The organism is Synechococcus sp. BO 8801 (assembly GCF_002252675.1).
In the GTDB taxonomy this organism is placed as follows: domain Bacteria; phylum Cyanobacteriota; class Cyanobacteriia; order PCC-6307; family Cyanobiaceae; genus Cyanobium.
The window spans coordinates 1-21,658 of record NZ_NQKY01000035.1; the positions used below are offsets into that span (position 1 = coordinate 1).

Consider the following 21,658-nt stretch of genomic DNA (forward strand, 5'->3'; position numbering starts at 1 on the left):
CCCGCCGCGCCCGCCTGCCCCTGGCCCCCTGCTACGGCGCCACCGAGACCGCCGCCATGGTGTGTGCCCTGCCGCCGCAGCGCTTTCTGGCCGGCGTGCCGGGCTGCGGCGCGCCGCTGCCGGACGTGGCCCTGCGCCTCGATGGCGCCACCGGGGCCGTGGAGGTGCGCTGCGCCCGCCTCAGCCCCGGCCGGCTGGTGGCGGGCCGCCTGCAGCCCCTGCCGCTGCAGCCGGACGGCTGGTGGCGCAGCGGTGACGGCGGCCGGATCGGGCCCGAGGGGCTGGAGCTGCTCGGCCGCCTCGATGGGGCCCTGCACAGCGGCGGCGAGACGGTGTTCCCGGAGCGGCTGGAGGAACGGCTGCAGGCCGAGGCGGCCCGCGACGGGGCTGATGCGGAGGCCCTGCTGCTGCTGGCCCGCCCCGATCCGGAATGGGGGGAACGGCTGGTGGCCCTGGTGCGGCCACGGCGTGAGGCAGAAGGGGCCGAGCTGCTGGCTCTTCTGCAGGCCATCACGGCCGCCTGGGCCCCCGCCGAGCGGCCCCGGAGCTGGCACCTCTGCCCCTCGCTGGCGCCGACCGCCGCAGGCAAATGGGAACGGGGACGTTGGCAGCGGTGGCTGGACTCGCTAGAAGCCTTCTGAACCGCTCCTGCCGCCATGACCGAAAGTCAACAGGTCGAGACCAGCAACAAGAAGCTGGCGGCGGGGTTGCTGGCCATCTTCCTGGGATCGCTGGGCATCCACAAGTTCGTCCTCGGCTACAGCAAAGCCGGGCTCATCATGTTGCTGGTGACGGTGCTCACCTGCGGCTTCGGTGCTTCGGTGATGGGGATCATCGGGGTGATCGAAGGCGTCATCTATCTCACCAAGTCCACCGACGAGTTCCAGGCCCAGTACATCGACGCCACCCGGGAGTGGTTCTGATGCCCGTGCTCCGGCCGGCCGGGGCAAAGCCGCGACGGCTGGCCCTCGTTCTGCTGGCGGGAGGTGGGCTGGTCAGTTTCCTGGCCCTGGCGGCCACGCCCCATGACGGCCTGCACCCCCTGGCCCTGATGGCGGCGCTGCTGCCGCTGCAGCTGGCCGCCCTGGCCTGGGCCGGGATGCACCGCCGCTAGGGGCCCGTCCGGCTGGCCTCCAGCCACTGGGCGACGCTGGCGGGCAGGGCCGTCCGCCGCCGACTGGCCGCCTCTATGGCCACGTGTCGGGTCAGCCCGGTGGCCGCCTCCTGGCTGTCGTGGAGGAAGCGGTAGCGAATCTCGAAGCTGCCGCCGTCGAGCTGCAGGGGCCGCAGCTCGATCGCCAGGGGATTGCCGCAGGCCAGGGGCCGCAGGTAGTCGGCGCTGACGTGCACGATCGGCAGGGCCACGGCCGGGGTCCGGCCCGGCCCGGGGAAGATCTCGCCGGCCACCACGCCAAACCGCCCCAGGCTTTCCTCGTAGGCCACATGGCACCAGCGCAGCAGCTGGTGGAAGTGCATCACCCCGGCGGCATCGGTGTCACCGAAGCGCACCGTGCGGCAGAGCAGCAGCCAGTCGGCCGGGTCGGATGGGGACATGGGGCTCCATGGCGCCGGCGGGGCGCTTCTCGGCCCATGCTGGCGCCCCCTTCTGCCCCGGGCAGGCCCGAAGTCGTTGCTGGCCTGCCGGAACGCCCCTAGGTTCCGCCCAGTACGCAACCTTCCCCTTGGCCGCCGCGATCGCCTACGAGCCGCCCAGCATCTCCAAGGCCTGGGACGCCTTCCTGGCCCACATCCCCACCATCCTGCTGATCTGGGTGGTCACGATCGTCATCGGCGTCATCGGCTTCGTGGCCTCCCTGGCGCTCACCACCCTGGGGGTGGGTCTTTCCAGCGGCGCCGCCGGGGCAGACAGTGCCGCCGGCCTCGCGGCGGTCCTCGGCAACCTGGTGCAGCTGCCGTTCACGATCCTCTCGAACCTGGTGGGGGTGCTGTTTGTGGCGGTTCCAGCGATGCATTACGCCAGTGGCGAAACGATCGACGCCGAAGCCGCCCTGCGGGTGCTGATGCACCGACCGGTGCGCTACATCCTGGCCGGCGCGCTGTTCACGATCGTCGCCGCGATCGGCTTCGTCCTCTGCATCCTGCCCGGCATCGCCGTCACCCTGGTGATGCCGGTCTACGTGAACAAGATCTTCCTCACCGACAGCCCCATCCCCGAAGCCTTCTCCTCCTCGTTCCAGGCCGTCTACGGATCCCCCCAGGGCCGCATCTTCGCCGGCATCGAGCTGCTGGCCTGGCTGCTGGTGCTGGTGGTATCGGTCTTCACGTGCTTCCTGGGCTCGCTGGTGGCGGTGCCGGTGGCCACCTTTTACATCCAGAACGCGGCCTACCACCGGGGGGTGCTCAGCTGAGGGGGCAGGGCCGGGTGATGCTGCCGCAACTGCTGGCGAAGGTGGTGGCATCCACGTAATGCCTTGGGGTCCGCATCAGCAGCTGCCAGGCGTCGCGGGGGGGCAGGAGATTGAAGCGTTCGGGATAGTGCTCCAGCAGCAGGGCCCTCACCTTGGGGTAGTACGCCGGATTCATTCCCGGAAAGATGTGGTGTTCCGTGTGATAGGAGAAGTTGAGGTGCAACGTGTCGAAGAAGACTGGCATCTTCAGTGAGATACTGTTGATCAGCGGATCGTTCGTCTCGGTGAGCTGGCAGGCCATGTGATTGGTGTAGATGTAGGCAATCACCACGCTGTAGCCGATCCAGATCGGCAGGAAGTAGCCAAGAAGCAGCGGGACCGGCCGCAGGCCGATGAAGCCGATGATGGCCAGGTGGACCATCACCACGGCGGCCAGTTCGATGGCGATCTGCCGCCGTTCCCGGCGGCTCACCTGAAAGGAGAACACGGGGTAACGGGTGGATCCGTTGTTGAACAGCAGTACGGAGGTCAGGTTCCGGAAGGCATGCACACCCCAGGCTGAGGTCATCCCCACCCACAGCCAGAAGGGATGAACTTCCAGCGAGGGAACGAAGAGGTTCTGGATCCACTTACCCCAGCTGTGCGGTTGCTGAAGGGTGTAGTTGCGATCCGGATCCTGTTCGGAATTGGTCTTGCCGTGATGCTCTCTGTTGTGAACGGCCTTCCACAGGGTGGGGGGCATCCACAGCAGCGCCAGGCCGAGCACCTGAACGGCCTGGCGCAGCTGGGGCTGGCGGATCGCCTTGCTGTGCATCAGGTCATGGGTGGCGAAGAGCAGCACCACCACGGCATTGCCCATCACCAGGGCGAAGGGCAGAAAGATCAGCAGGCCCTGCCAGTGGCTGGCATCCAGCTGGCGGGCCATGGCCCAGCCCAGCAGCAGGATCGCCCCATTGAGGCCGAGAATGATGGGGGTGGCCCGATCGGGCGTGAAGGCTTCGTCCGGCAACAGGGGGCGAAGCTGTTTGGCGTAGTCGGGCTGGGCAATCAGGTTCTGGGGATCAACGGGGGCGACGGTGCCGGACGGGTGATGCAAGCAGTTCCTTGGGCGGCCCGGAGAGCAAGGAGGGAGGGCCGACCGGGATGCAGGCTAGGGAGCCCGATCGCCCCACTGCGCTGTCTGGGCCTGCCCTGTGGACAGCGGCCGGCGTGGCTCAGCTGAGCGGAAACGCCTGCAGGCCGATGCCATAGGTCAGCCCCATCCGCCCGGCCCAGTAGAGCAGCAGCAGCATGCCCATGGCCGCCAGATGCCAGCCCCGCAGCACCCGGGGCACCAGCCGCCCGGTGCGCAGGGCCGCCAGCGACCAGAGCACCAGGCCGGCCGCGACCACGGGCCCGAAGGCGTGCAGGGCGACGGCGTCATCCAGGCGACCCACCAGGCTCGCCGCCGTGGCCCTGGTCAGGTAGCAGGTGGGGCAGGGGATGCCGGTGAGGGCCCGCAACGGGCAGCTGAAGCCGGGCAGGCCCGGATGCAGCCCCTTGAGCACCAGAAAGGCGGTGGCCCCCAGCGGCAGCAGGGGGCCGCAGCGTTCCAGCCGGCGGATCCAGCGCCGGCCGGCCGTGCTCACCGATCCACCGATCCCATGATCACGTCGATCGAACCGAGGATGGCCATGATGTCGGCCACCTTCGCCCCCTTGAGGATGTGGGGCAGGATCTGGAGGTTGTTGAAATCGGCGGCGCGGATCTTCCAGCGCCAGGGGGTGACGTCGTTGTTGCCCATGATGAAGACGCCCAGTTCACCCTTGCCCGATTCCACCCGGCAGTAGAGCTCGCCATCGGGGATCTTGAAGGTGGGTGCCACTTTCTTGGCGACGTACTGGTAGTCGAAGCCGTACCACTCGCTCTTCTTGCCTTCGGCCATCCGCCGGGCTTCGAGATTCTCGGTGGGGCCGCCGGGAATCATGGCCATGGCCTGGCGCAGGATCTTCAGGGACTGGCGCATCTCCTCGATCCGCACCCGGTAGCGGGCGTAGCAGTCACCCTCCTTCTCCCAGGCCACCGACCACTCGAAATCGTCGTAGCACTCGTAGTGATCCACCTTGCGCAGATCCCAGGGCACGCCGGAGGCGCGCAGCATCGGACCGGAGAGGCTCCAGTTGATCGCCTGCTCCCTGCCGATCACACCGAGCCCCTCGATCCGCTTGCGGAAGATGGGGTTGTTGGTGATGAGTTTCTCGTACTCGTCGATCTTGGGGCCGAACCAGTCACAGAAGTCGGCGCACTTCTCCAGCCAGCCATACGGCAGATCGACGGCCACCCCGCCGATGCGGAAGTAGTTGTTGTTGATCAGCCGCTGGCCGGTGGCCGCTTCCCACAGGTCGTAGATCATCTCCCGCTCCCGGAAGATGTAGAAGAAGGGCGTCTGGGCGCCCACGTCGGCGAGGAAGGGGCCAAGCCAGAGCAGGTGGTTGGCGATGCGGTTGAGCTCCAGCATCAGCACCCGGATGTAGCTGGCGCGCTTCGGAACCGGCACGTCGGCGAGCTTCTCCGGGGCATTGACCGTGATCGCCTCGTTGAACATGCCCGCCGCGTAGTCCCAGCGGCTCACGTAGGGCACGAACATGACGTTGGTGCGGTTCTCGGCGATCTTCTCCATGCCGCGATGGAGGTAACCGATCACCGGCTCGCAGTCGATCACGTCCTCGCCGTCGAGGGTCACCACGAGCCGCAGCACCCCATGCATCGACGGGTGGTGGGGGCCGAAATTGACCACCATCGGCTCGGTGCGGGTCTCGAGCTGGGTCATGCCCTTCGCAAGGAACGGAGTGCCGGGATCTTAGGAAGGTGAGATGGCCGTTTCGTTCGCCCATCTCCCGGTTCTGGCCGATTCGGTGGTTGAGGCCTTCTCCGGGTTGCCTGGACAACCAGCCGGTGCCGATGCCGGGGAAGCGCTGCTGCTCGACTGCACCCTCGGCGGGGGTGGCCACAGTGCCCTGCTGCTGGCGGCCCACCCCGCTCTGCGCCTGATCGGCCTCGACCGGGACCCCGCCGCCCGGGCCGCGGCCGCCGAGCGGCTCGCCCCCTTCGGCGATCGGGCCGTGATCCAGGCCGCCAACTTCGCCGACTTCACCCCGCCCGCCCCCCTGGTGGGGGTGCTGGCCGACCTCGGAGTCAGCAGTCCCCAGCTCGACGAGCCCACCCGGGGCTTCAGCTTCCGCGCCCCCGGCCCCCTGGACATGCGCATGGATCCTGCCGCCGGTGAGACCGCCGCCGAGCTGATCGACCGGCTGGAGGAGTCGGCCCTGGCGGACCTGATCCACGGCTACGGCGAGGAGCGGCTGTCACGCCGCATCGCCCGGCGCCTGGTGGCCGAACGCCCCTGGGCCGGCAGCGGCCGCACCACCGCCGATCTGGCCTATGCCGTGGCCGGCTGCTTCCCCCCCAAGGCGCGCCATGGCCGGATCCACCCGGCCACCCGCACCTTCCAGGCCCTGCGGATCGCGGTCAACGACGAGCTGGGCGCCCTCGACCGGCTGCTGGAGCGGGCCCCCGACTGGCTGGTGCCGGGGGGGCTGCTGGCGGTGATCAGCTTCCACTCCCTCGAGGACCGGCGCGTCAAGACGGCCTTCCTCAGCGATCCCCGCCTGGAGCGGCTCACCCGCAAGCCGCTGGTGGCCAGTGAGGAGGAGGAGCTGGCCAACCCCCGCAGCCGCTCCGCCAAGCTGCGGGTGGCCCGCCGTCTGGCCTGACCCCGTCGCCATGTCCCTGGCCAGTCTGCCCAGCCTCGACCGCGCCGATCTGCTCTGGTGGATCGCCCTGTTGATCCAGTCCCTGGCGATTCCCGGCACCGTGCTGCCGGTGGCGCCAGGCCTGACCCTGCTGCCCCTGGGCGCCCTGCTCTGGTGCTGGGCCGTCGGCTGGGCCGCCGGCTGGCCGGCCCTGACGCTGGCCGTGGTGCTGCTGCTCCTGGGCTGGGGGGCCGAGGCCCTGGGGCTGCTGCTCGGCCCGGCCCGGCTGCAGGCCACCCGCTGGAGTTACGTCGGTGCCGGCGTGGGGCTGGTGGTGGGTCTGCTGGGGCTGCTGCCAGCCCTGCCGGTGGGCGGGCCCCTGCTGGGTGCCCTGGTGGGTCCGCTGCTGGGCGCCAGCCTGGGGGAGCTGATCACCGCCCCGCCCTCCCTCGGCACGCCCGGGCTGGGCCGGCTGCGCCGCTCCCTTCTGGTGGGCCTGGCGGTGGTGGCCGGGATGCTCGTCAGCCGGGTGGCCCAGCTGCTGCTGGCCCTGGTGGGGGTCCTGGGCTTCGTGCTGCTGACGGTGGGCCCCTTCGCCCCCGGGCCCGCCGGCTGAGATCCCTCAGCGGCCGGGCAGGGGCGGCAGGGGATCGGGGCCGCCGCCGGCCAGGGCCAGCTGCCGGTAGGCGGCGGTGGCGATGCAGACCACCAGGGGCCAGGCCACGAAGGCCCCCACCAGGCAGGCCAGCAGACCCAGCAGCACCAGCAGACCGCCGATCAGGGTGAGCAGCAGCACCATCAGCCAGCTGGGATCCACCAGGGCCCGCCCGCGCTGGATGGCGGTCCGCGAGCCGGCGCGCTCGAACAGCACGATCTGGGTGAGGAAGCTCTGGTTGATCGCCAGGTAGATCACGCCCAGCAGCAGCACCCCCAGGAGCAGGGCGAACACCACCGCCAGGCTCAGACCCAGCACCTCCACCAGGGTGCGGCTGAAGGGCACGAGCTGGTCGGCGTAGAAGCTGAGCAGGGCCAGGGGGCCGCCCACCAGCAGCAGCAGGCCGATCAGGGGCACGGCCACCACCGCCGCCAGCAGCAGCCAGGCCCGCAGCAGCCGCCCGAACACCTCCCCGTCCCAGCGCATCAGCTGCCCCAGGGAGGGGTGGCCGCCCTGGAGGGCGCTGCCGGCGCCGCGCACCAGCCCGATGGCGCACCAGAGATTCAGCAGCAGGTTCGCCGTCAGCCCGATCAGGTACAGCACCCAGTCGAGGGGGTCGCTGGAGGCCACGCCGCCGTTGCTGATGCGGCTCTGCAGGGGCTGGATCAGGAACTGGAGGGCCACCACCACCAGCGGGAAGCCCACGAAGGGACCCGGGCTGCGGCTGAAGGCACGCCAGCCCTCCTGGAGCGCATCACCGAAGTTGAGCCGGGGCCCCTGTCGACCGCCGGGTGTGCTCATCCATGCCAGGCCATAGACCCGAAAGCTAGACAGGCACTCGCAGCTGTGCCACCGCCTCGCCCACCGCCGCCACGGCGACGTCGATGTCCGCCGCCGTGGTGCCCCGACCCAGGCCGAAGCGGATCGCGGCGCCGGCGGCGCGGCGGTCGAGGCCGAGGGCGGCCAGCACGTGGGAGGGGCTGCCCTGGCTGCAGGCCGAACCGCTGCTCACCGCCAGGACCCGGCGCAGCTGGCGGTGCAGGCGGGTGCCGTCCACCCCCTCGACGCTGACATTGAGGCTGTGGGGCAGGCACTGGCGCGGGTGGCCGTTGCGGTGCACCCCGCCCAGGGCCGCCAGTTCCTCCCACAGCCGGTCCCGCAGGGCCCCGAGCCGTCCGGCCCGTTCCTCCCGGTCGGCCAGGGCGCCAGTGACGGCGGCGCCAAGGCCCACGATCAGGGGCACCGGCAGGGTGCCGCCCCGCAGCCCGCCCTCCTGGCCGCCGCCGAGCTGCTGGGGGGCCAGGGGCACCCCCGGGCGCCGCAGCAGGGCGCCCACCCCCTTGGGTCCGTAGAGCTTGTGGCCGCTGAGGCTGAGCAGGTCGATGCCGAGGTCGGCCATGGCGAGGGGAATGTGGCCCACCGCCTGGGCGGCGTCGCAGTGGAACAGCACGCCGCGATCGCGGCAGAGGGCGCCAATGGCGTCCAGGGGCTGCAGCACACCGATCTCGTTGTTCGCCGCCATCACCGACAGCAGCAGGGTGTCGGGCCCCAGGGCCGCCGCCAGGCGCTCCTGGTCCACCAGGCCATCGGCCTCCACCGGCAGCACCGTGAGCGGAAACCCATGGCGCTCCAGCCAGGCCAGCGGCTCCAGCACGGCCCGATGTTCGGTGGCCAGGGTCACCAGCCGGCGGCGGGGTTCCCCCCGCTCCAGGGCCGCCTCGGCCACCCCGCGCAACGCCAGGTTGTTGGCTTCGGTGGCGCCGCTGGTGAAGACCACCGCGTCGTCGGCCATCCCCAGCGCCCCGGCCACCCGGCTGCGGGCGATGTCCACCGCCGCGCCCGCCTCCAGGGACGGCCGGTGCAGCCGGCTGGAGGGGTTGGCGGCGTTCGACGTCCACCAGGGCGCCATGGCCGCCACCACCGCCGGATCGCACGGGGTGCTCGCGTGGTGGTCGAGGTACGTCAGCATGGGGTCATGCTGATCCGTCCCCGCTCCTTCGGTGTCCCCCCCCTGCGGCTGGGGTCGGCCGTCCCGATGGCCCCACTGGCGGCGTTCACCCTGGCGGCGGTTGCGCTGACGGCGGCCTGGCCCCTGGCCCTGCCCCACCCGGCGGCCGCCCAGGGCGAGTCCCGCAGCAACGAGGAGAGCCGGCCCAAGGGCTTCCGGGTGTTGCTGGACAGGGTCACCCACCGGGGCCGGGAGGTGGTGGGCATCTACGGCCTGGTGGCCGAGCCCGCCCAGCCGGGCATGTGGCGCGTGCAGGTCTGGGAGGAGCTCGACGACCGGGTGACCGTCGCCACCGACAAGATCGGCTGCAGCGTCACCGCCCCCCTGCGGATCACCGGCAGCTCCCGCCGGCTGGTCATCCGCGAGCTCAATCCGGGCGGGGTGATCACCCCGGCCAACCGCCTCGATCACCTGATGTGGTGGGCCGTCTGCTTCCCTGAGCAGGCCGGCAGGGATCCCGCCAGCCTCGGTCCGGTGGCCCGCCAGCTGGGCTACAGCGGCCTCCTGCCCGAGCGGGAACAGGTGGTGCTCGGTCCCGGTCGATAGATTTCCCCCATGAGCCAGGAACCCTCCGCCGCCGCCGGCCCCATCCCCGAGCCGTCCGGGCCGCCGGAGGGGGACGAAGCCGCCGTCAGCACCCCGGTGCGGCTGCTGCTGGTCGATGACGAACCCGGACTGCGCACGGCGGTCAAGGCCTACCTGGAGGACGAGGGATTCGCCGTCACCACCGCCAATGACGGCGAGGAGGGCTGGACGGCCGCCCAGGCCCAGATGCCCGACGTCGTCATCACCGACGTGATGATGCCCCGCTGCGACGGCTACGGCCTGCTGAAGCGTCTGCGGGCCGACGAGCGGCTCGGCGGCACGCCGGTGATCTTCCTCACCGCCAAGGGCATGACGGCCGATCGCATCGCCGGCTTCCAGGCCGGGGCCGACGACTACATCCCCAAGCCGTTCGATCCGGACGAACTGGTGGCCCGGGTGCGCAACGTGGTGCGCCGTCAGGAGCGGCTGCTGGCGGAGGCGGCCCGCTTCGCCGATGCCGACATCGGCGCCATGGCCCGCCAGATCACCGAGATCCGCTCGATGCTGGGCGGCGGTGGTGGCTCCGGCACCGGCAGCGGCGGCAGCACCCGCAAGCCCGTCGGCGACGTCAAGCTCGACTTCACCCCCCGCGAGGCGAGCGTGCTGCAGCTGGTGGCCGAGGGGATGATGAACAAGGAGATCGCCCGCCGGCTGGAGACGTCGATCCGCAACGTCGAGAAGTACGTCAGCCGGCTGTTCATCAAGACCGGCACCGCCAGCCGCACCGAGCTGGTGCGCTTCGCCCTCGAGCATGGGCTGGTGGATTGACGCCGCCCCGTCCCCACCCCTGACCCTGCCGCCGGGCTGGCTGCCCTCCCGCCCTAACGGCGGCTGGGCCTACCGCGACCGCATCCCCCCCGCGGCAGCCGGCATGGGGGTCGTCGCCTTCTACGCCGGGCGCTACGGCCACACCAGCGCGGCGGCCTGGGAACGGCGTCTGGCGGACGGCGAGATCAGCCGCAACGGGGTGCCGCTGCGGGCCGATGCGGTCCTGGTCGGCGGGGATCGGCTCGTGTGGCAGCGGCCACCCTGGCCGGAGCCCGCCGTCCCGGCCCACTGGGACGTGATCCACGACGACGGCGATCTGCTGGTGATCGACAAGCCCAGCGGCCTGCCCGTGCTGGCGGCGGGCGGCTTCCTGGAGCACACCGTGCTGCGGCTGCTGGAGCGCCGCCATGGCGATGACCCCGCCGGCGTGCCGAGGCCGGTGCACCGCCTGGGGCGCTTCACCTCCGGCCTGCTGGTGTGCGCCCGCCGGCCCGCTACCCGCGCCTGGCTGAGCGCCCAGCTGCGGGAGAGCACGGGTTCACTGGCCAGCGGCGCGGGTGGGGGCGTGGGTGGCAGCGTCGGTGGCGGGCTCCCGCCCTGCCGCAAGCTCTACCGGGCCCTGCTGGTGCCGGGCCGGCTGGCTGATCCAGCGGGGGCTGCCGCGGGCCCTGGCCCTGCTGCTGGTGCTGGGGCTGAGCCTCTCGGCGGTGGGGCTGGCGGCCCTGGTGCCGGGCCGGCTGGCGCTGGCGGCCGGCGACAGCCTGGCGATCACCACGCCGATCGGCCGGCGCCCCCACCCGCCGCTTGGGGAGATCTGGTGCGCGGCCGAGGCCGGCGACCCGGCCGCCCTGGCGGCCCACAGCCAGCTCACCCTGCTGGAGAGCGGCGGCGAGGCCGATCTGGTCGAGGTGGCAATCGTCACCGGACGTCCCCACCAGATCCGCATCCACTGCGCCGCCGTCGGAGCGCCGCTGCTGGGGGATCCGCTGTATCGGCCGGGTGGGTGGGCCCGCCCCGGGGGACTGCCGGGCGAGGGTGGCTACCGGCTCCAGGCCCGCTGGCTGCGGTTGCAGCGGCCGGACGGGTCGGTCCTGGAGCTGGAGGCCCCACCGGCGCAGGACCTGGCCACGGCGGCGGCGTCCCAGGCCGGCTGAGCCGCAGAACTCAGTCGCAGATCGGTGTGACCGTTTCAAGGCGGGTTTCCCCGTTCCTGTACAGGCTGTACAGAATCGGGAAAGACCCGGCAACACCGCCTCCGGTGCTGATCAGGCCGCTGATCAGGCCGGGTCGCGCTCGAAGGCGATCAGGCGGGAGAAGTAGAACGGCGCCTGGTTGAGGCTGCGGTGGACGGGGCGGAACCCGGCGGCGGCGGCCGCCTCCACGATGCCGTCTTCCCGCAGGGTGTAGGCGCGGGTGGTCTTGCTGGGCCCGGGGAACAGCTGGCCGATCTGCTTGAGCACCGCCAGCAGCGGCGTGTAGGGGGCGAAGCTGACGATCAGCTGCCGCTCGGCCATGGCGGCCAGGTGCCGCACCATCGCTTCGGCGGCCGCCTGGGGGTAATGGATGAAGACGTCCAGGCAGATCACCGTGTCGTAGCGGCCCTGAAGGCTCTCCAGATCCGAGGCGCAGAAGCTCAGCCGCTCCGAGGCCAGGCCGGCCTCGCTGGCCCGGCGACTGGCCTCGGCCACCATGGCGGCGGAGAGATCGCTGGCGGCAATCGAGCCGGCCCCGAGGGCGGCCAGGGGCAGGCTGAGGCTGCCGACACCGCAGCCGGCGTCGCAGAAGCTGCGGCTGGCCAGGTCGCCCTGCTGCTGCAGCCAGGCCAGCACAGCGTCCACGGTCTTCTGGTGGCCGATGCGGATGTTGCGCTGGACCCGGTTCACCTCCTCGCTGTCGCTGTAGATGCGGTTCCAGCGCTCGAAGCCGGTGCTCTCGAAGTAAGCCTGCACCTCGGCCTTCTCGGCCTGCGTCTCAGCCTGTGCCTCGGTGGGCGCGGGGGGTTGCAGTTCCGGGGGCATGGGGCGCAGGGCCGTTCAGGTGGGCCGGATCCTAGGGAGCGGGGGCCTGGGGCAAGGTTTCGTGCCCGCCTGCCGCCGTGTCCGGCCGCCGCCAGTCCAGACGCCCGTCGGCCGCCGTGCTCCAGCGCAGGGTGTCCGCCAGGGGCCGCCCCAGCAGCAGCTGCTCCAGCGGCTGCCGCTCCCCCAGCAGGCGCCGCGGGGCAAGGGTGGCCGCGGCGATCGACGCCGGCACCAGGCCGCCCCAGCCGGCCAGCCGCCGCACCCCCTCCAGCAGCGGCAGGGTCACCCCGGCCAGGGTGCCGTCCTCCAGCCGGCAGCTGCCGTCCTCCACCAGCAGGACGCGCTCGTCCCAGCGGTGGCGGCCGTCCGCCAGTCCGTAGGGGGCCAGGGCGTCACTGACGATCACCACCTGCCGGGGCGCCAGCCGCTGCAGCAGCACCGCCATGGTTGGGTCCACGTGGACGCCGTCGGCGATCAGCCCCAGGGCCACCTCCCCCTGCCGCAGGGCCTCCCCGACCGGTCCCGGGGCGCGGTGGTGCAGTCCGGCCATGGCATTGAAGCTGTGGGTGAGCATCCCCACCCCCTGGTTGAAGGCCCGGCGGGCCTGCACCGCATCGGCGCCGCTGTGGCCCAGGCTCACCACCACGCCGGTGGCCCGCAGCGCCGCGATCACCTCGGCGGCCCCCTCCAGCTCCGGGGCCAGGGTCACCAGGGCGACATCGGCCTCCGGGCCCCCCTGGAAACCGGCGATCAGCCGCTCAAGGGCAGCCCGGCTGGGGGTCTGCAGGTGCTGGGCCGGATGGGCGCCCCGGCGCTCCGGCGCCAGGAAGGGCCCCTCCAGGTGGGCGCCCAGCAGCCGGCAGCGGCCGGGCCGATGGTGGCGACGGGCCTCGGCCAGCACCGCCAGGGCCTGGCGCAGGGCCTCCGGGGCACAGGTCACCAGGGTGGGACAGATGGCATCCACCCCATCCCTCCACAGCAGCTCCAGCAGGGCCTGCAGGCGGGGCAGATCGTCGCGGGTCAGTTCGGGGAAGGCCAGCCCCAGGCCACCGTTGATCTGCAGGTCCACCCCCCCTGGGGACAGCCAGTCGCCGCCCCAGTCCTCCCCACCGGCCCGGCTGCCCGGCGGCGTGGGCCGCACCCGGGCGATCCGCCCCTCGTCGTCGACACCGACCCGCCAGCGCCAGCCCGCCTCGGCCAGGGCCGGGTCGTCGCCCGCCAGTCGCAGGTTGGTCAGCCAGCGCATCCGGGCAGCGGCGGGACGGGACAATGCCATCCTCGCCGCCACCGCCCCATGGACCCCGAACCCGCCCCGTCCGCCAGCACCCCAGCCCCCAGGGTGGCGATCGTCATGGGCAGCGATTCCGACCTGCCGACGCTGGAGCCGGCCGTGCGGATCCTGGAGCAGCTGGGGGTGGCCAGCGAGGTGCGGGTGCTCTCGGCCCACCGCACGCCGCGGGAGATGGCGGAGTTCGCCGAGTCTGCCGCGTCCCGGGGCCTGCGGGTGATCATCGCCGGGGCCGGCGGCGCCGCCCACCTGCCCGGCATGGTGGCGGCGTTCTCCATGCTCCCGGTGATCGGCGTGCCGGTCCGCAGCCAGGCCCTCTCCGGGGTGGACTCCCTCCATTCGATCGTGCAGATGCCGGCGGGGATCCCCGTCGCCACGGTGGCCATCGGCGGCGGGCTCAACGCGGGCCTGCTGGCGGCCTCGATCCTGGCCACCGCCGATGCCCGGCTGGCGGAGGCCCTGGAGGCCTACCGCCGGGGGCTCCACGATCAGGTGGTGGCAAAGGATGCGCGCCTGCAGGCCCTCGGCAGTGCCGCCTACCTGGCGGCGATGGGCCAGGGATGAGACGCTCCCCGTCGCCGGCCCGGCAGGCCAAGCTGGTCGACGATCGTCGATCCTCCGGGGCCAGGCCCCGCTCCCGCTGATGCTCGAGCGGCTGGTCCTGCCCCCCTGGCTGCGGTTCTCCCTGGCCCTGCCCCTGCTGGTGCTCAACCTCTGGGTGCTGCGCCAGCTGCTGGTGCCCCTGGCGCCGTTCCCGGCCCTGTTCCTGACGGCGGCCCTGCTGGCCTTCCTGCTCGACATCCCCAGCCGCTGGCTGATCCAGCGGGGGCTGCCGCGGGCCCTGGCCCTGCTGCTGGTGCTGGGGCTGAGCCTCTCGGCGGTGGTGCTGGCGGCCCTGGTGCTGGTGCCGCGCCTGGTGGAGCAGCTCGGCGACCTGGTGCTCGCCCTTCCGGGCTGGCTGGCGGAGGGGGAGACCCTGCTGGGGCAGTTGCAGAGCTGGGCCACCGAGCGGGGGCTGCCCACCGATTTCGGCGGGCTGAGCAGCGATCTGATCACCCGCACCAGCAAGATCGCCTCCCAGCTGAGCCAGCAGGTGCTGGGGATCCTGGGGGCCACCGTCAGCATCACCGTCAATACGGTGATCGTGCTGGTGCTGGCGGTGTTCCTGCTGCTGGGGGGCGAGGGCATCGCCAGGGGATTGGCGGAATGGCTTCCCGCGGGCACCCGCGCCCTGGTGCTCAGCACCCTGGATCGCACCTTCCGGGGCTACTTCGCCGGCCAGGTGGTGCTGGCCCTGATCCTCAGCGGCGCCCAGAGTCTGGTGTTCACCCTGCTGGGGATTCCCTACGGCGTGCTGTTCGCCGTGGCGATCGGCTTCACCACCCTGATCCCCTACGCCAGTGCCCTCACCATCGTGGGGGTGAGCGTGCTGCTGGCGCTCGAGGATCCACGCACCGGCCTCGAGGTGCTGGCGGTGGCGATCAGTGTCGGCCAGGTGGTCGACCAGGTGATCCAGCCGCGGCTGATGGGCTCGATCGTGGGGCTGCAGCCGGCCTGGCTGCTGATCAGCCTGCCGATCGGTGCCCGGCTGGGGGCGTTGATGGGGCTGGGGGAGCTGCTGGGCCTGCTGCTGGCGGTGCCGGTCGCCAGCTGTTCCAAGACCTTCCTCGATGCCTGGGCCCTGCGCCTGCGCAGGGAGTGGTCAGAACCGGGGCCGCTCAGGCTTCCGCCGGAGCCGGAATGATGCCGCGGCGCTCCAGTTCGGCCATCACCTGGGCGACCGAATCCTCCAGGCTCTGCTCCCCGGTGGCCACCCGCAGCTCGGGGGCCTCGGGGGCCTCGTAGGGGCTGGAAATGCCGGTGAACTCCTTGATCTCCCCCGCCCGGGCCTTGGCGTAGAGCCCCTTGGTGTCCCGCTCTTCGCAGACCGCCAGGTCGGCGGCGCAGTGGATCTCCAGGAAATCACCGTCCTCCACCAGCGCGCGGGCCCGCTGGCGGTCGGCCTGGAAGGGGGAGACGAAGGCGGTGAGCACCACGACGCCCGCATCCAGGAACAGCTTGGCCACCTCACCGATCCGGCGGATGTTCTCCTCCCGGTCGGCGTCGGAGAAGCCCAGGTCGCTGCACAGCCCATGGCGCACGTTGTCGCCATCGAGCACGTAGCAGGCCAGTCCCTGTTCGAACAGGGCCGAATTCACCGCGTTGGCCAGGGTGCTCTTGCCCGCCCCGGAGAGCCCCGTGAACCAGAGGATGGCGCTGCGGTGGCCCCGCTGGTGGGCCCGGGCGGCGCGGGTCACGGTGGAGTGGTGCCAGACGATGTTGGTGGCCTTGGCCGGCGAGGTCATCTCGGACACGGAAACGGGGCGGGGGCTTCGGGCCGCATTCTCCCCTACCCCCCCGCCTGCTTCGGCCGGTAGCCGTCCTTCTCCAGGGCGGCCAGGGCCGCCGCCACGTGATCCCCCTGCAGTTCGATCACCCCGTCCTTGAAGGTGCCGCCGGTGCCCGTGCCGGCCTTGAGCCGCTTGAGCAGCTGGCGCGCCTCGGCTTCGGGAGCCTCCAGGCCCGTGATGGTGGTGACCAGCTTCCCCCCCTTGCCGGCCCGGGTGCGCTGCACCCGCACCTTCTGGAGCCCCCTGGGCGTCGTGGCCGAGGCGGCCTCGGGCCGCTGCAGGTTGTCCGGCCCGCTGAACTCCCTCCAGCCCCCCTTAGGCACGGGTGGGCCCTCCCGCGATCAGTCGCTGGAGGCGGCGGCCGGCGGCGGCGGCCAGCCGGGTGGGCAGGGACCTGGGGCGCATCGTCTCGGGCAGGGCGGGGGGCTCGGAGAAGTCGTAGCCGTCACCGACGCGGTGCCGGGCCATGGCCTTGTGGTTGGCGGCGGCCGTGTAGTGACAGACGTAGGAGCGACGGGTGAGCGCGGGGTCGCCCATCGGGGTGCCGCCGTGGATCAGGGCCCCGTGCCAGATCAGCACATCGCCGCGCCGGGGCAGGTAGATGGTCGGCGTCCAGTCCTGGGCTTCGATCAGGGCCTCCAGGTACGGGCCGTAACCCGCCGCCGTGTGGGGGTCGCCGTCGCGACTGGCCAGGATCCCACCCCCGCCCCAGTCGTAGAACTGATCGTCCGCCAGCAGATGGGAGCCCTTGTAATAGACGAGCGGTCCGGCCTGATCGCTGATGTCCTCCAGGGGGATCCAGGCGGCGGCCAGGTGGCCCAGCCGGCTGTGGTGATGCACGTAGGAGAAGTCCTGGTGCAGGGACTGCTCGCTGCTCTTCCAGAAGGTGAGCGACTGGATCAGCCCCGGCGACGATCCGAAGAGTTCATCGAGGAAATGGATGATGGGATCGGCGAAGGCCAGTGAACGGGCCGCCTCGAAGTAGCGGTGCAGGTCGTTGAGCTTCAGCCCCGGGGGGGCCGTACGGAGATCGGTGATGCCGAGCCGGGGCAGATTGCGCAGAACCCGGGCGTCGTAATGCTCCGCCTTGCCATCGATGCCGATCATGCCGTGCAGCAGTGAGGTGCGGGCCAGACCCGGCAGGGCCTCGAGGTCGCCGTCCATCCGATCGAGAAGCTCAGGGTCCAGCGCCTGAGGAAAGATCACCACCCCATCCCGCAGGAAATCGAGCACCGGGCCGGAATAGATCCGGCCGGCCAGATCGGGCTGCTGTCGATACAGGCGTTCCGCCAGAGGCAGGGAGGTCAGGTAGTCGGCGGGAAGCATCTCTGACGTTCGTGGGCGACGCGGTCGGAAGCAGTTCGGGCGGATGGTTCTCCGGTGGCAACCGGATCTCCGCTCCGCCGCTGCCGCCCTGGGTGGCGGCTACCTAAGGTGAATCATCTCCTCTCGCGCAGCGCCGGTGACCAGCACCGCCCCAACCCGCAGCGCCGATCCTGCCGAGCTGCAGCCGTCGGTCCGCCCGGATGGCCTGGGCCGTTTCGGCCCCTTCGGCGGGCAGTACGTCCCCGAAACGCTGATGCCCGCCCTGGCGGAGCTGGAGGCGGCCGCGGCCGAAGCCTGGGCCGATCCCGCCTTCACCTCCCGGCTGAATCACCTGCTGCGCACCTACGTGGGCCGGCCCACGCCCCTCTATGAGGCCGAGCGGCTCACGGCCCACTACGCCCGCCCGGAGGGCGGTCCGCGCCTGTGGCTGAAGCGCGAGGACCTTAACCACACCGGCGCCCACAAGATCAACAACGCCCTGGGCCAGGCCCTGCTGGCGCTGCGCATGGGCAAGAAGCGGATCATCGCCGAAACGGGTGCCGGCCAGCACGGCGTGGCCACGGCCACGGTCTGCGCCCGCTTCGGGTTGGAGTGCGTCATCTACATGGGCGCCGAGGACATGCGCCGCCAGGCCCTGAACGTGTTCCGGATGCGGCTGCTGGGGGCCACCGTCCAGCCCGTCACCGCCGGCACCGCCACCCTCAAGGACGCCACCAGCGAAGCCATCCGCGACTGGGTCACCAACGTGGAGAGCACCCACTACATCCTCGGTTCGGTGGCCGGCCCGCACCCCTACCCGATGCTGGTGCGGGATTTCCATGCCGTGATCGGCCAGGAAGCCCGGACCCAGTGCCTGGAGGCCTTCGGCCGGCTGCCGGATGTGCTGATCGCCTGCGTGGGCGGCGGCTCCAATGCCATGGGCCTGTTCCATCCCTTCGTCCAGGACACCTCCGTGCGTCTGATCGGGGTGGAGGCGGCCGGGGAGGGCGTGGCCACCGGTCGCCATGCCGCCACCATCACCGAAGGCCGGGTGGGGGTGCTGCACGGCGCCATGAGCCTGCTGCTGCAGGACGACGAAGGCCAGGTGCAGGAGGCCCATTCGATCAGTGCCGGCCTCGACTACCCGGGCGTGGGCCCGGAGCACAGCTATCTGCGCCAGATCGGCCGGGCCGAGTACGCCGCCGTCACCGATGCCCAGGCCCTTGAGGCCCTGCAGCGGGTGAGCGAACTGGAGGGCATCATCCCGGCGCTGGAGACGGCCCATGCCTTCGCCTGGTTGGAGTCCCTCTGCCCCACCCTCGCCCCCGGCACCGAAGTGGTGCTCAATCTCTCGGGCCGCGGCGACAAGGACGTCAACACCGTGGCGGAGAAGCTGGGCGACGGCCTGGCGGGCTAGGCCCTCAGAGGGGGTCGTGCTCCCAGGGGAAGCGGGGCAGCTTGTGGAGCCCCTCCTGCATATGGCGGGCCCACACGTCCATGGTGTGCTGGATCTCCGGTGCCTCCTTCTCGAGCTTCAGGTGCCGGCTCACCTTGAAGGCGTCGCGGGGGACCATGGCGATCTCGAAGGGTGGCCCCACGGTCAGATTGGAGCGCCGGGTGACGATCTCCGACACCAGGCAGAGGCGCGCCGCATCCTCCAGGGAGAGGTCGGGGCGGCCGATGTAATCGAGGGGAGGCTTGCCGTACTTGGTCTCGCCGATCTGCAGGAAGGGCGTGTCGTCGGTGGCCATGATCGCGTTCCCCTGGGGGTAGATCATGTAAAGCCCATGGGGCTGGCCGGCGATCTGGCCGCCGAGGATGAAGCTGGCCTCGCCGCTGGCGCCCGCCTGGCGCAGGTTGGGATTGAACTCCTTCTGGACCATCACGTTGAGCCGGCCGATGTAGTCGGCCACCTCGAACAGGTAGCGGGCCGTGAGCATGCTCGGCCCGGCCGGAGGGTCGTCCTGGCGGGTCCACTGGGGGCTGGGGCCGGCGCCATGGTTCTCGATGTCACGGCGGATCCGGTTGAGCACCGCCTGGGTGGTGCCCAGATTGCCCGCCGCCATCAGCACGAACAGCCGGTCGGGCGCCGGTGCCAGCACGTGCATCTTGCTGTAGCTGGAGATGTAGTCGACGCCCGCGTTGGTGCGGGAGTCGGAGGCGAACACCAGGCCGCTGTGGAGAAGGAAGCCGAGGCAGTAGGTCATCAGCTGAGCAGCCTCTCCAGGATCGAGGCCACCGACTGGACCGCGGCGCGGGCGGTGGCGTAGGCCATCCGCATCGGGCCCACCAGGCCCACCTGGCCCCGGCCGCCGTGCCCCGTGCGGTAGGTGGCCTGCACCACCGCGCACTGGCCGAGGGCCGCATGGGGATGTTCCGTGCCGATCCAGATCGCTTCGTTCACCGCCGGGTCCTGGTGGCCGGTGATGCCGAGCAGGGTGCGGGGGCCGTGCTCCACCAGCTGCACCACGGGCAGCAGGCTGGAGCTGTGGCGGAATTCGGGCTGGGCCAGCAGTCCCCCCAGACCGGCGGCCACCACGGCATCGAGCTCCTCGCTGCGGATGCGGCCGTGGCTCTCGAGGGCCTGGCGCAGCAGACCGCCGCTGCGGCGCAGTTCCGCCGGCAGCCGCTCCCAGGGGATGCGGCCGTCGCCGCCGGCGCGGAGCTGCTCGTTGCTCCAGCGCTCCAGGATCGGCAGCTCCTCCTCCAGGCCGGCGCCGAGGCGCAGGTTGAGGCTGGTGCTGAAGTCGGGCCCCTGGACGAGAAACACCAGCAGCCGGTCGCCGCTGGGCACGAGCCGCACCGCCTGCAGCAGGGGGCTGGGCCGCTGGGGGCGGGTGATCAGGCTGAGCAGGCCGGTGAGATCGGCCAGGCGGCGGGCCAGGTGCAGCAGCAGGTCATCGAGGGCGGCCCACTGCAGGCTGATCCCGGCCAGCTCACGCTCCAGCTGCAGGGCGGCGGCCCCCGGGGCCGGCAGCAGCTGGTCGACGTAGAGGCGGTAGCCGCGCTGGCTGGGGATCCGGCCGGCGGAGGTGTGGGGCTGGGTCAGCAGGCCGCGCTGCTCCAGGGCCCCCATGGCCGTCCGCACCGTGGCGGGGCTGGCCGGCAGGCCGAAACGCCGCACCAGCGTGTGGCTGCCCACGGGTTCGACGGTGTCCACGTAGTGCCGCACCGTGGCCCGGAGGACCTCCTGTTGTCGGCGCGGCAGCGTGTCCAAGGAATGGGGGAAAAGTTGAAAAGATAAACAGAAGATTGATCCTAGGTGCGGTGGACCCGCCACCGGCCCGGGGCGGGGACTCAGTAACGGGGAACCTGGGGATCCACCTCCCGGCTCCAGGCGTCGATGCCCCCTTTGAGATTCCAGACGTCGCCGTAACCCTTCTCCTGGATCAGCCAGCAGGCGAAGTCCCAGCTGCGGATGCCGGCATGGCAGAGCACCACCACCGGTTGCTCGCGGTCGAGGTGGGTCTCCAGCTCCGGCAGCCACTCGCGGTGACGGCTCAGCGGGAGGTGCACAAAGGCGAGCGGCAACGTGGCCAGGGCCAGTTCGCCGTCCTCCCGCACGTCCACGATCCGGAGAGGTTCCCCCTCCGCCAGGCGCCGTTGCAGCTCCACGGCGGAGAGGGTGCGGGGGGTGCCCGGGGGGGTCGGCTCGTCCATGGCGGGCGTCGGAGGGGGGGTGGCGTCAGGATGGTCCCATCCTGCTGAGAACAGATGAAGGCCCGCCCATTCCTGGCGGTGCTGCTGGCGCTGGTGCTGGTGGTGCTCGGTCTGGGGCTCGGTGGCTGGTGGCTGGTGTGGCAGCGCAGTGCCCTGCGTCTCCAGCGGCTGCCGCTGGAGGTGCCGCGGGCGGCCCGGTTCGTGCCCCGGGACGCCCCCTTCAGCCTCCACCTGTTCACCGATGGTGAGCAGCCCCTCGACTATGCCCGTGCCGTCGCGCCGCCCCGCCGGCGACGCCAGGCGGCGGAGGCGGTCGGCCGGCTGCGCGACGGGGCCTTCGCTGCGGCCGGTCTCGATTACGGCACGGAGCTGAGCTCCTGGCTGGCATCACCGGTGGGCCTGGCCCTGTTCGAGGCGGACACCGGCGGCGCGGCGGGGGCCACCCGGCGTGGAGGGTGGCTGCTGGTGCTGGGCAGCCGGGACGACGGTGGCGCCCGCCGCTTTCTGCAGCGGTTCTGGCAGACCCGCAGCCTGGCGGGCACCGATCTCCAGATCAGCACGTACCGGGGCCTGGGTCTGATCAGCGGCCGGGGAGCCCTGCTGGGCCGGACGCCGATGCCCCTGGCCACGGCCCTGGTGGATGACGACCTCGTCCTGATCGCCTCGGGACGGGGGGTGCTGGAGCAGGCCCTCGACGTGTCCCAGATCGACGAGCTCAACCAGGCCGGCCAGCCCGGCTTCCAGGAGGGTCTGCGGCGTCTTGGCACCGGGGCCGCCCTGGTGCAGGCGGCCCCGGATGCCCTGGAGCGCTGGCTGGGGCTGCCGCTGCCGGCCCCGGCCGACCAGCGGCCCGGCGGCCTGCTGCTGGCCCTGCGGCCCGA

Annotated in this window: 26 protein-coding genes and 2 pseudogenes; 14 read left to right on the plus strand and 14 right to left on the minus strand. The window is 71.7% G+C overall.

Annotated elements, in window-relative coordinates:
* The 3 genes and pseudogenes from CJZ86_RS15910 to CJZ86_RS15920 all read left to right on the plus strand — a co-directional run.
* Positions 1 to 641: pseudogene (locus CJZ86_RS15910) on the plus strand (AMP-binding protein); the annotation flags it as partial.
* A gap of 15 nt (positions 642 to 656) precedes the next feature.
* Complete coding sequence (locus tag CJZ86_RS15915; RefSeq protein ID WP_094587399.1) at positions 657 to 923, plus strand: TM2 domain-containing protein; 267 nt, start codon at positions 657 to 659, stop codon at positions 921 to 923.
* Positions 923 to 1,114, plus strand: a complete 192-nt coding sequence (locus CJZ86_RS15920; protein WP_094587400.1) for a hypothetical protein — start codon at positions 923 to 925, stop codon at positions 1,112 to 1,114. The genes CJZ86_RS15915 and CJZ86_RS15920 overlap by 1 nt, the downstream gene beginning before the upstream one ends.
* Here the strand turns inward: CJZ86_RS15920 and CJZ86_RS15925 are convergent.
* Positions 1,111 to 1,554 carry an acyl-CoA thioesterase gene (locus tag CJZ86_RS15925; RefSeq protein ID WP_094587401.1) on the minus strand — a complete coding sequence of 148 codons (444 nt, stop codon included), beginning with the start codon at positions 1,552 to 1,554 and terminating at the stop codon, positions 1,111 to 1,113. The two genes, CJZ86_RS15920 and CJZ86_RS15925, sit on opposite strands and share 4 nt — an antisense overlap.
* 128 nt (positions 1,555 to 1,682) lie before the next feature.
* Between CJZ86_RS15925 and CJZ86_RS15930 the strand changes: the two genes are divergently transcribed.
* Positions 1,683 to 2,369: a hypothetical protein gene (locus CJZ86_RS15930; RefSeq protein WP_094587402.1), complete on the plus strand. Its 687-nt coding sequence runs from the start codon at positions 1,683 to 1,685 to the stop codon at positions 2,367 to 2,369.
* Here CJZ86_RS15930 and CJZ86_RS15935 read toward each other — a convergent pair.
* The 3 genes from CJZ86_RS15935 to CJZ86_RS15945 form a co-directional block, all read right to left on the minus strand.
* Positions 2,362 to 3,465: a fatty acid desaturase family protein gene (locus CJZ86_RS15935; RefSeq protein WP_094587403.1), complete on the minus strand. Its 1,104-nt coding sequence runs from the start codon at positions 3,463 to 3,465 to the stop codon at positions 2,362 to 2,364. The genes CJZ86_RS15930 and CJZ86_RS15935 overlap by 8 nt on opposite strands.
* A gap of 118 nt (positions 3,466 to 3,583) precedes the next feature.
* The gene (locus CJZ86_RS15940; RefSeq protein ID WP_094587404.1) at positions 3,584 to 3,997 is read right to left on the minus strand and encodes a DUF2752 domain-containing protein; all 414 of its coding nucleotides are present in this window, start codon (positions 3,995 to 3,997) and stop codon (positions 3,584 to 3,586) included.
* Positions 3,994 to 5,178 carry an NAD(P)H-quinone oxidoreductase subunit H gene (locus CJZ86_RS15945; protein WP_094587405.1) on the minus strand — a complete coding sequence of 395 codons (1,185 nt, stop codon included), beginning with the start codon at positions 5,176 to 5,178 and terminating at the stop codon, positions 3,994 to 3,996. The genes CJZ86_RS15940 and CJZ86_RS15945 overlap by 4 nt, the downstream gene beginning before the upstream one ends.
* A gap of 43 nt (positions 5,179 to 5,221) precedes the next feature.
* Here CJZ86_RS15945 and rsmH point away from each other — a divergent pair, with 43 nt between their 5' ends.
* Together rsmH and CJZ86_RS15955 are read left to right on the plus strand one after the other, a co-directional pair.
* On the plus strand, positions 5,222 to 6,121 hold the full coding sequence (gene rsmH, locus CJZ86_RS15950; RefSeq protein ID WP_094587406.1) for a 16S rRNA (cytosine(1402)-N(4))-methyltransferase RsmH: 900 nt from the start codon (positions 5,222 to 5,224) through the stop codon (positions 6,119 to 6,121).
* 10 nt (positions 6,122 to 6,131) lie between these two features.
* Complete coding sequence (locus CJZ86_RS15955) at positions 6,132 to 6,716, plus strand: DUF456 family protein (RefSeq protein ID WP_094587407.1); 585 nt, start codon at positions 6,132 to 6,134, stop codon at positions 6,714 to 6,716.
* A 6-nt stretch (positions 6,717 to 6,722) separates the two neighbouring features.
* Here the strand turns inward: CJZ86_RS15955 and CJZ86_RS15960 are convergent, their stop codons facing one another.
* Together CJZ86_RS15960 and CJZ86_RS15965 are read right to left on the minus strand one after the other, a co-directional pair.
* Complete coding sequence (locus tag CJZ86_RS15960) at positions 6,723 to 7,556, minus strand: hypothetical protein (protein ID WP_094587408.1); 834 nt, start codon at positions 7,554 to 7,556, stop codon at positions 6,723 to 6,725.
* 25 nt (positions 7,557 to 7,581) lie between these two features.
* The gene (locus CJZ86_RS15965; protein ID WP_094587409.1) at positions 7,582 to 8,724 is read right to left on the minus strand and encodes a cysteine desulfurase family protein; all 1,143 of its coding nucleotides are present in this window, start codon (positions 8,722 to 8,724) and stop codon (positions 7,582 to 7,584) included.
* Between the two features lie 6 nt (positions 8,725 to 8,730).
* On the opposite strand from CJZ86_RS15965, the gene CJZ86_RS15970 reads away from it, so the two are divergent.
* The 4 genes and pseudogenes from CJZ86_RS15970 to CJZ86_RS17450 all read left to right on the plus strand — a co-directional run bounded on the left by CJZ86_RS15970 (position 8,731) and on the right by CJZ86_RS17450 (position 11,270).
* Positions 8,731 to 9,309, plus strand: a complete 579-nt coding sequence (locus CJZ86_RS15970) for a hypothetical protein (protein ID WP_094587410.1) — start codon at positions 8,731 to 8,733, stop codon at positions 9,307 to 9,309.
* Positions 9,310 to 9,318: 9 nt separating this feature from the next.
* The gene (locus CJZ86_RS15975; RefSeq protein WP_094587411.1) at positions 9,319 to 10,116 is read left to right on the plus strand and encodes a response regulator transcription factor; all 798 of its coding nucleotides are present in this window, start codon (positions 9,319 to 9,321) and stop codon (positions 10,114 to 10,116) included.
* A 103-nt stretch (positions 10,117 to 10,219) separates the two neighbouring features.
* Positions 10,220 to 10,585: pseudogene (locus CJZ86_RS17445) on the plus strand (RluA family pseudouridine synthase); the annotation flags it as partial.
* A gap of 112 nt (positions 10,586 to 10,697) precedes the next feature.
* Entirely contained in the window at positions 10,698 to 11,270 is a 573-nt protein-coding gene (locus tag CJZ86_RS17450; protein ID WP_233134058.1) for a pseudouridine synthase, read from the plus strand.
* 123 nt (positions 11,271 to 11,393) lie between these two features.
* Here CJZ86_RS17450 and bchM read toward each other — a convergent pair whose 3' ends face one another.
* Positions 11,394 to 12,134, minus strand: a complete 741-nt coding sequence (gene bchM / locus CJZ86_RS15985) for a magnesium protoporphyrin IX methyltransferase (protein WP_094587412.1) — start codon at positions 12,132 to 12,134, stop codon at positions 11,394 to 11,396.
* A 31-nt stretch (positions 12,135 to 12,165) separates the two neighbouring features.
* Positions 12,166 to 13,380, minus strand: coding sequence for an N-acetylglucosamine-6-phosphate deacetylase (locus CJZ86_RS15990; protein WP_094587413.1), 1,215 nt, complete (start codon positions 13,378 to 13,380; stop codon positions 12,166 to 12,168).
* A 48-nt stretch (positions 13,381 to 13,428) separates the two neighbouring features.
* Between CJZ86_RS15990 and purE the strand changes: the two genes are divergently transcribed.
* On the plus strand, positions 13,429 to 13,986 hold the full coding sequence (gene purE, locus CJZ86_RS15995) for a 5-(carboxyamino)imidazole ribonucleotide mutase (RefSeq protein ID WP_094587414.1): 558 nt from the start codon (positions 13,429 to 13,431) through the stop codon (positions 13,984 to 13,986).
* Positions 13,987 to 14,065: 79 nt separating this feature from the next.
* The gene (locus tag CJZ86_RS16000; RefSeq protein ID WP_190610481.1) at positions 14,066 to 15,166 is read left to right on the plus strand and encodes an AI-2E family transporter; all 1,101 of its coding nucleotides are present in this window, start codon (positions 14,066 to 14,068) and stop codon (positions 15,164 to 15,166) included.
* Here CJZ86_RS16000 and cysC read toward each other — a convergent pair.
* From cysC to CJZ86_RS16015, 3 genes are read right to left on the minus strand one after another with little or no spacing between them, the layout of a single operon-like run.
* Positions 15,141 to 15,767 (minus strand): adenylyl-sulfate kinase, encoded by a 627-nt coding sequence (gene cysC, locus CJZ86_RS16005; protein ID WP_094587422.1) that lies wholly within the window; start codon positions 15,765 to 15,767, stop codon positions 15,141 to 15,143. The genes CJZ86_RS16000 and cysC overlap by 26 nt on opposite strands.
* Positions 15,768 to 15,811: 44 nt before the next feature.
* Positions 15,812 to 16,135 (minus strand): translation initiation factor, encoded by a 324-nt coding sequence (locus CJZ86_RS16010; RefSeq protein WP_094587415.1) that lies wholly within the window; start codon positions 16,133 to 16,135, stop codon positions 15,812 to 15,814.
* Positions 16,128 to 17,138 carry a phytanoyl-CoA dioxygenase family protein gene (locus CJZ86_RS16015; RefSeq protein WP_094587416.1) on the minus strand — a complete coding sequence of 337 codons (1,011 nt, stop codon included), beginning with the start codon at positions 17,136 to 17,138 and terminating at the stop codon, positions 16,128 to 16,130. Before CJZ86_RS16015 ends, CJZ86_RS16010 begins: the two co-directional genes overlap by 8 nt.
* A gap of 136 nt (positions 17,139 to 17,274) precedes the next feature.
* Here CJZ86_RS16015 and trpB point away from each other — a divergent pair, with 136 nt between their 5' ends.
* Positions 17,275 to 18,534, plus strand: a complete 1,260-nt coding sequence (gene trpB / locus CJZ86_RS16020; RefSeq protein ID WP_094587417.1) for a tryptophan synthase subunit beta — start codon at positions 17,275 to 17,277, stop codon at positions 18,532 to 18,534.
* Between the two features lie 4 nt (positions 18,535 to 18,538).
* Here trpB and CJZ86_RS16025 read toward each other — a convergent pair whose 3' ends face one another.
* The 3 genes from CJZ86_RS16025 to CJZ86_RS16035 form a co-directional block, all read right to left on the minus strand.
* Positions 18,539 to 19,324 (minus strand): proteasome-type protease, encoded by a 786-nt coding sequence (locus CJZ86_RS16025; protein ID WP_094587418.1) that lies wholly within the window; start codon positions 19,322 to 19,324, stop codon positions 18,539 to 18,541.
* Positions 19,324 to 20,334 (minus strand): HrcA family transcriptional regulator, encoded by a 1,011-nt coding sequence (locus CJZ86_RS16030; RefSeq protein ID WP_094587419.1) that lies wholly within the window; start codon positions 20,332 to 20,334, stop codon positions 19,324 to 19,326. Before CJZ86_RS16030 ends, CJZ86_RS16025 begins: the two co-directional genes overlap by 1 nt.
* A gap of 80 nt (positions 20,335 to 20,414) precedes the next feature.
* Entirely contained in the window at positions 20,415 to 20,777 is a 363-nt protein-coding gene (locus CJZ86_RS16035; RefSeq protein ID WP_094587420.1) for a rhodanese-like domain-containing protein, read from the minus strand.
* Between the two features lie 54 nt (positions 20,778 to 20,831).
* Between CJZ86_RS16035 and CJZ86_RS16040 the strand changes: the two genes are divergently transcribed.
* A partial coding sequence (locus tag CJZ86_RS16040; protein WP_143594187.1) for a DUF3352 domain-containing protein occupies positions 20,832 to 21,658 on the plus strand: 827 nt, incomplete at its 3' end.

Excerpts from the sequence above, each read along its gene's own strand:
- CJZ86_RS15915 (WP_094587399.1), top strand. The coding sequence starts at position 657 with ATGACCGAAAGTCAACAGGTCGAGACCAGCAACAAGAAGCTGGCGGCG.
- CJZ86_RS15920 (WP_094587400.1), top strand. The coding sequence starts at position 923 with ATGCCCGTGCTCCGGCCGGCCGGGGCAAAGCCGCGACGGCTGGCCCTC.
- CJZ86_RS15925 (WP_094587401.1), bottom strand. The coding sequence starts at position 1,554 with ATGTCCCCATCCGACCCGGCCGACTGGCTGCTGCTCTGCCGCACGGTG.
- CJZ86_RS15945 (WP_094587405.1), bottom strand. The coding sequence starts at position 5,178 with ATGACCCAGCTCGAGACCCGCACCGAGCCGATGGTGGTCAATTTCGGC.
- rsmH (WP_094587406.1), top strand. The coding sequence starts at position 5,222 with ATGGCCGTTTCGTTCGCCCATCTCCCGGTTCTGGCCGATTCGGTGGTT.
- CJZ86_RS15955 (WP_094587407.1), top strand. The coding sequence starts at position 6,132 with ATGTCCCTGGCCAGTCTGCCCAGCCTCGACCGCGCCGATCTGCTCTGG.
- CJZ86_RS15960 (WP_094587408.1), bottom strand. The coding sequence starts at position 7,556 with ATGAGCACACCCGGCGGTCGACAGGGGCCCCGGCTCAACTTCGGTGAT.
- CJZ86_RS15965 (WP_094587409.1), bottom strand. The coding sequence starts at position 8,724 with ATGCTGACGTACCTCGACCACCACGCGAGCACCCCGTGCGATCCGGCG.
- CJZ86_RS15970 (WP_094587410.1), top strand. The coding sequence starts at position 8,731 with ATGCTGATCCGTCCCCGCTCCTTCGGTGTCCCCCCCCTGCGGCTGGGG.
- CJZ86_RS15975 (WP_094587411.1), top strand. The coding sequence starts at position 9,319 with ATGAGCCAGGAACCCTCCGCCGCCGCCGGCCCCATCCCCGAGCCGTCC.
- bchM (WP_094587412.1), bottom strand. The coding sequence starts at position 12,134 with ATGCCCCCGGAACTGCAACCCCCCGCGCCCACCGAGGCACAGGCTGAG.
- CJZ86_RS15990 (WP_094587413.1), bottom strand. The coding sequence starts at position 13,380 with ATGCGCTGGCTGACCAACCTGCGACTGGCGGGCGACGACCCGGCCCTG.
- purE (WP_094587414.1), top strand. The coding sequence starts at position 13,429 with ATGGACCCCGAACCCGCCCCGTCCGCCAGCACCCCAGCCCCCAGGGTG.
- CJZ86_RS16000 (WP_190610481.1), top strand. The coding sequence starts at position 14,066 with ATGCTCGAGCGGCTGGTCCTGCCCCCCTGGCTGCGGTTCTCCCTGGCC.
- cysC (WP_094587422.1), bottom strand. The coding sequence starts at position 15,767 with ATGACCTCGCCGGCCAAGGCCACCAACATCGTCTGGCACCACTCCACC.
- CJZ86_RS16015 (WP_094587416.1), bottom strand. The coding sequence starts at position 17,138 with ATGCTTCCCGCCGACTACCTGACCTCCCTGCCTCTGGCGGAACGCCTG.
- CJZ86_RS16025 (WP_094587418.1), bottom strand. The coding sequence starts at position 19,324 with ATGACCTACTGCCTCGGCTTCCTTCTCCACAGCGGCCTGGTGTTCGCC.
- CJZ86_RS16035 (WP_094587420.1), bottom strand. The coding sequence starts at position 20,777 with ATGGACGAGCCGACCCCCCCGGGCACCCCCCGCACCCTCTCCGCCGTG.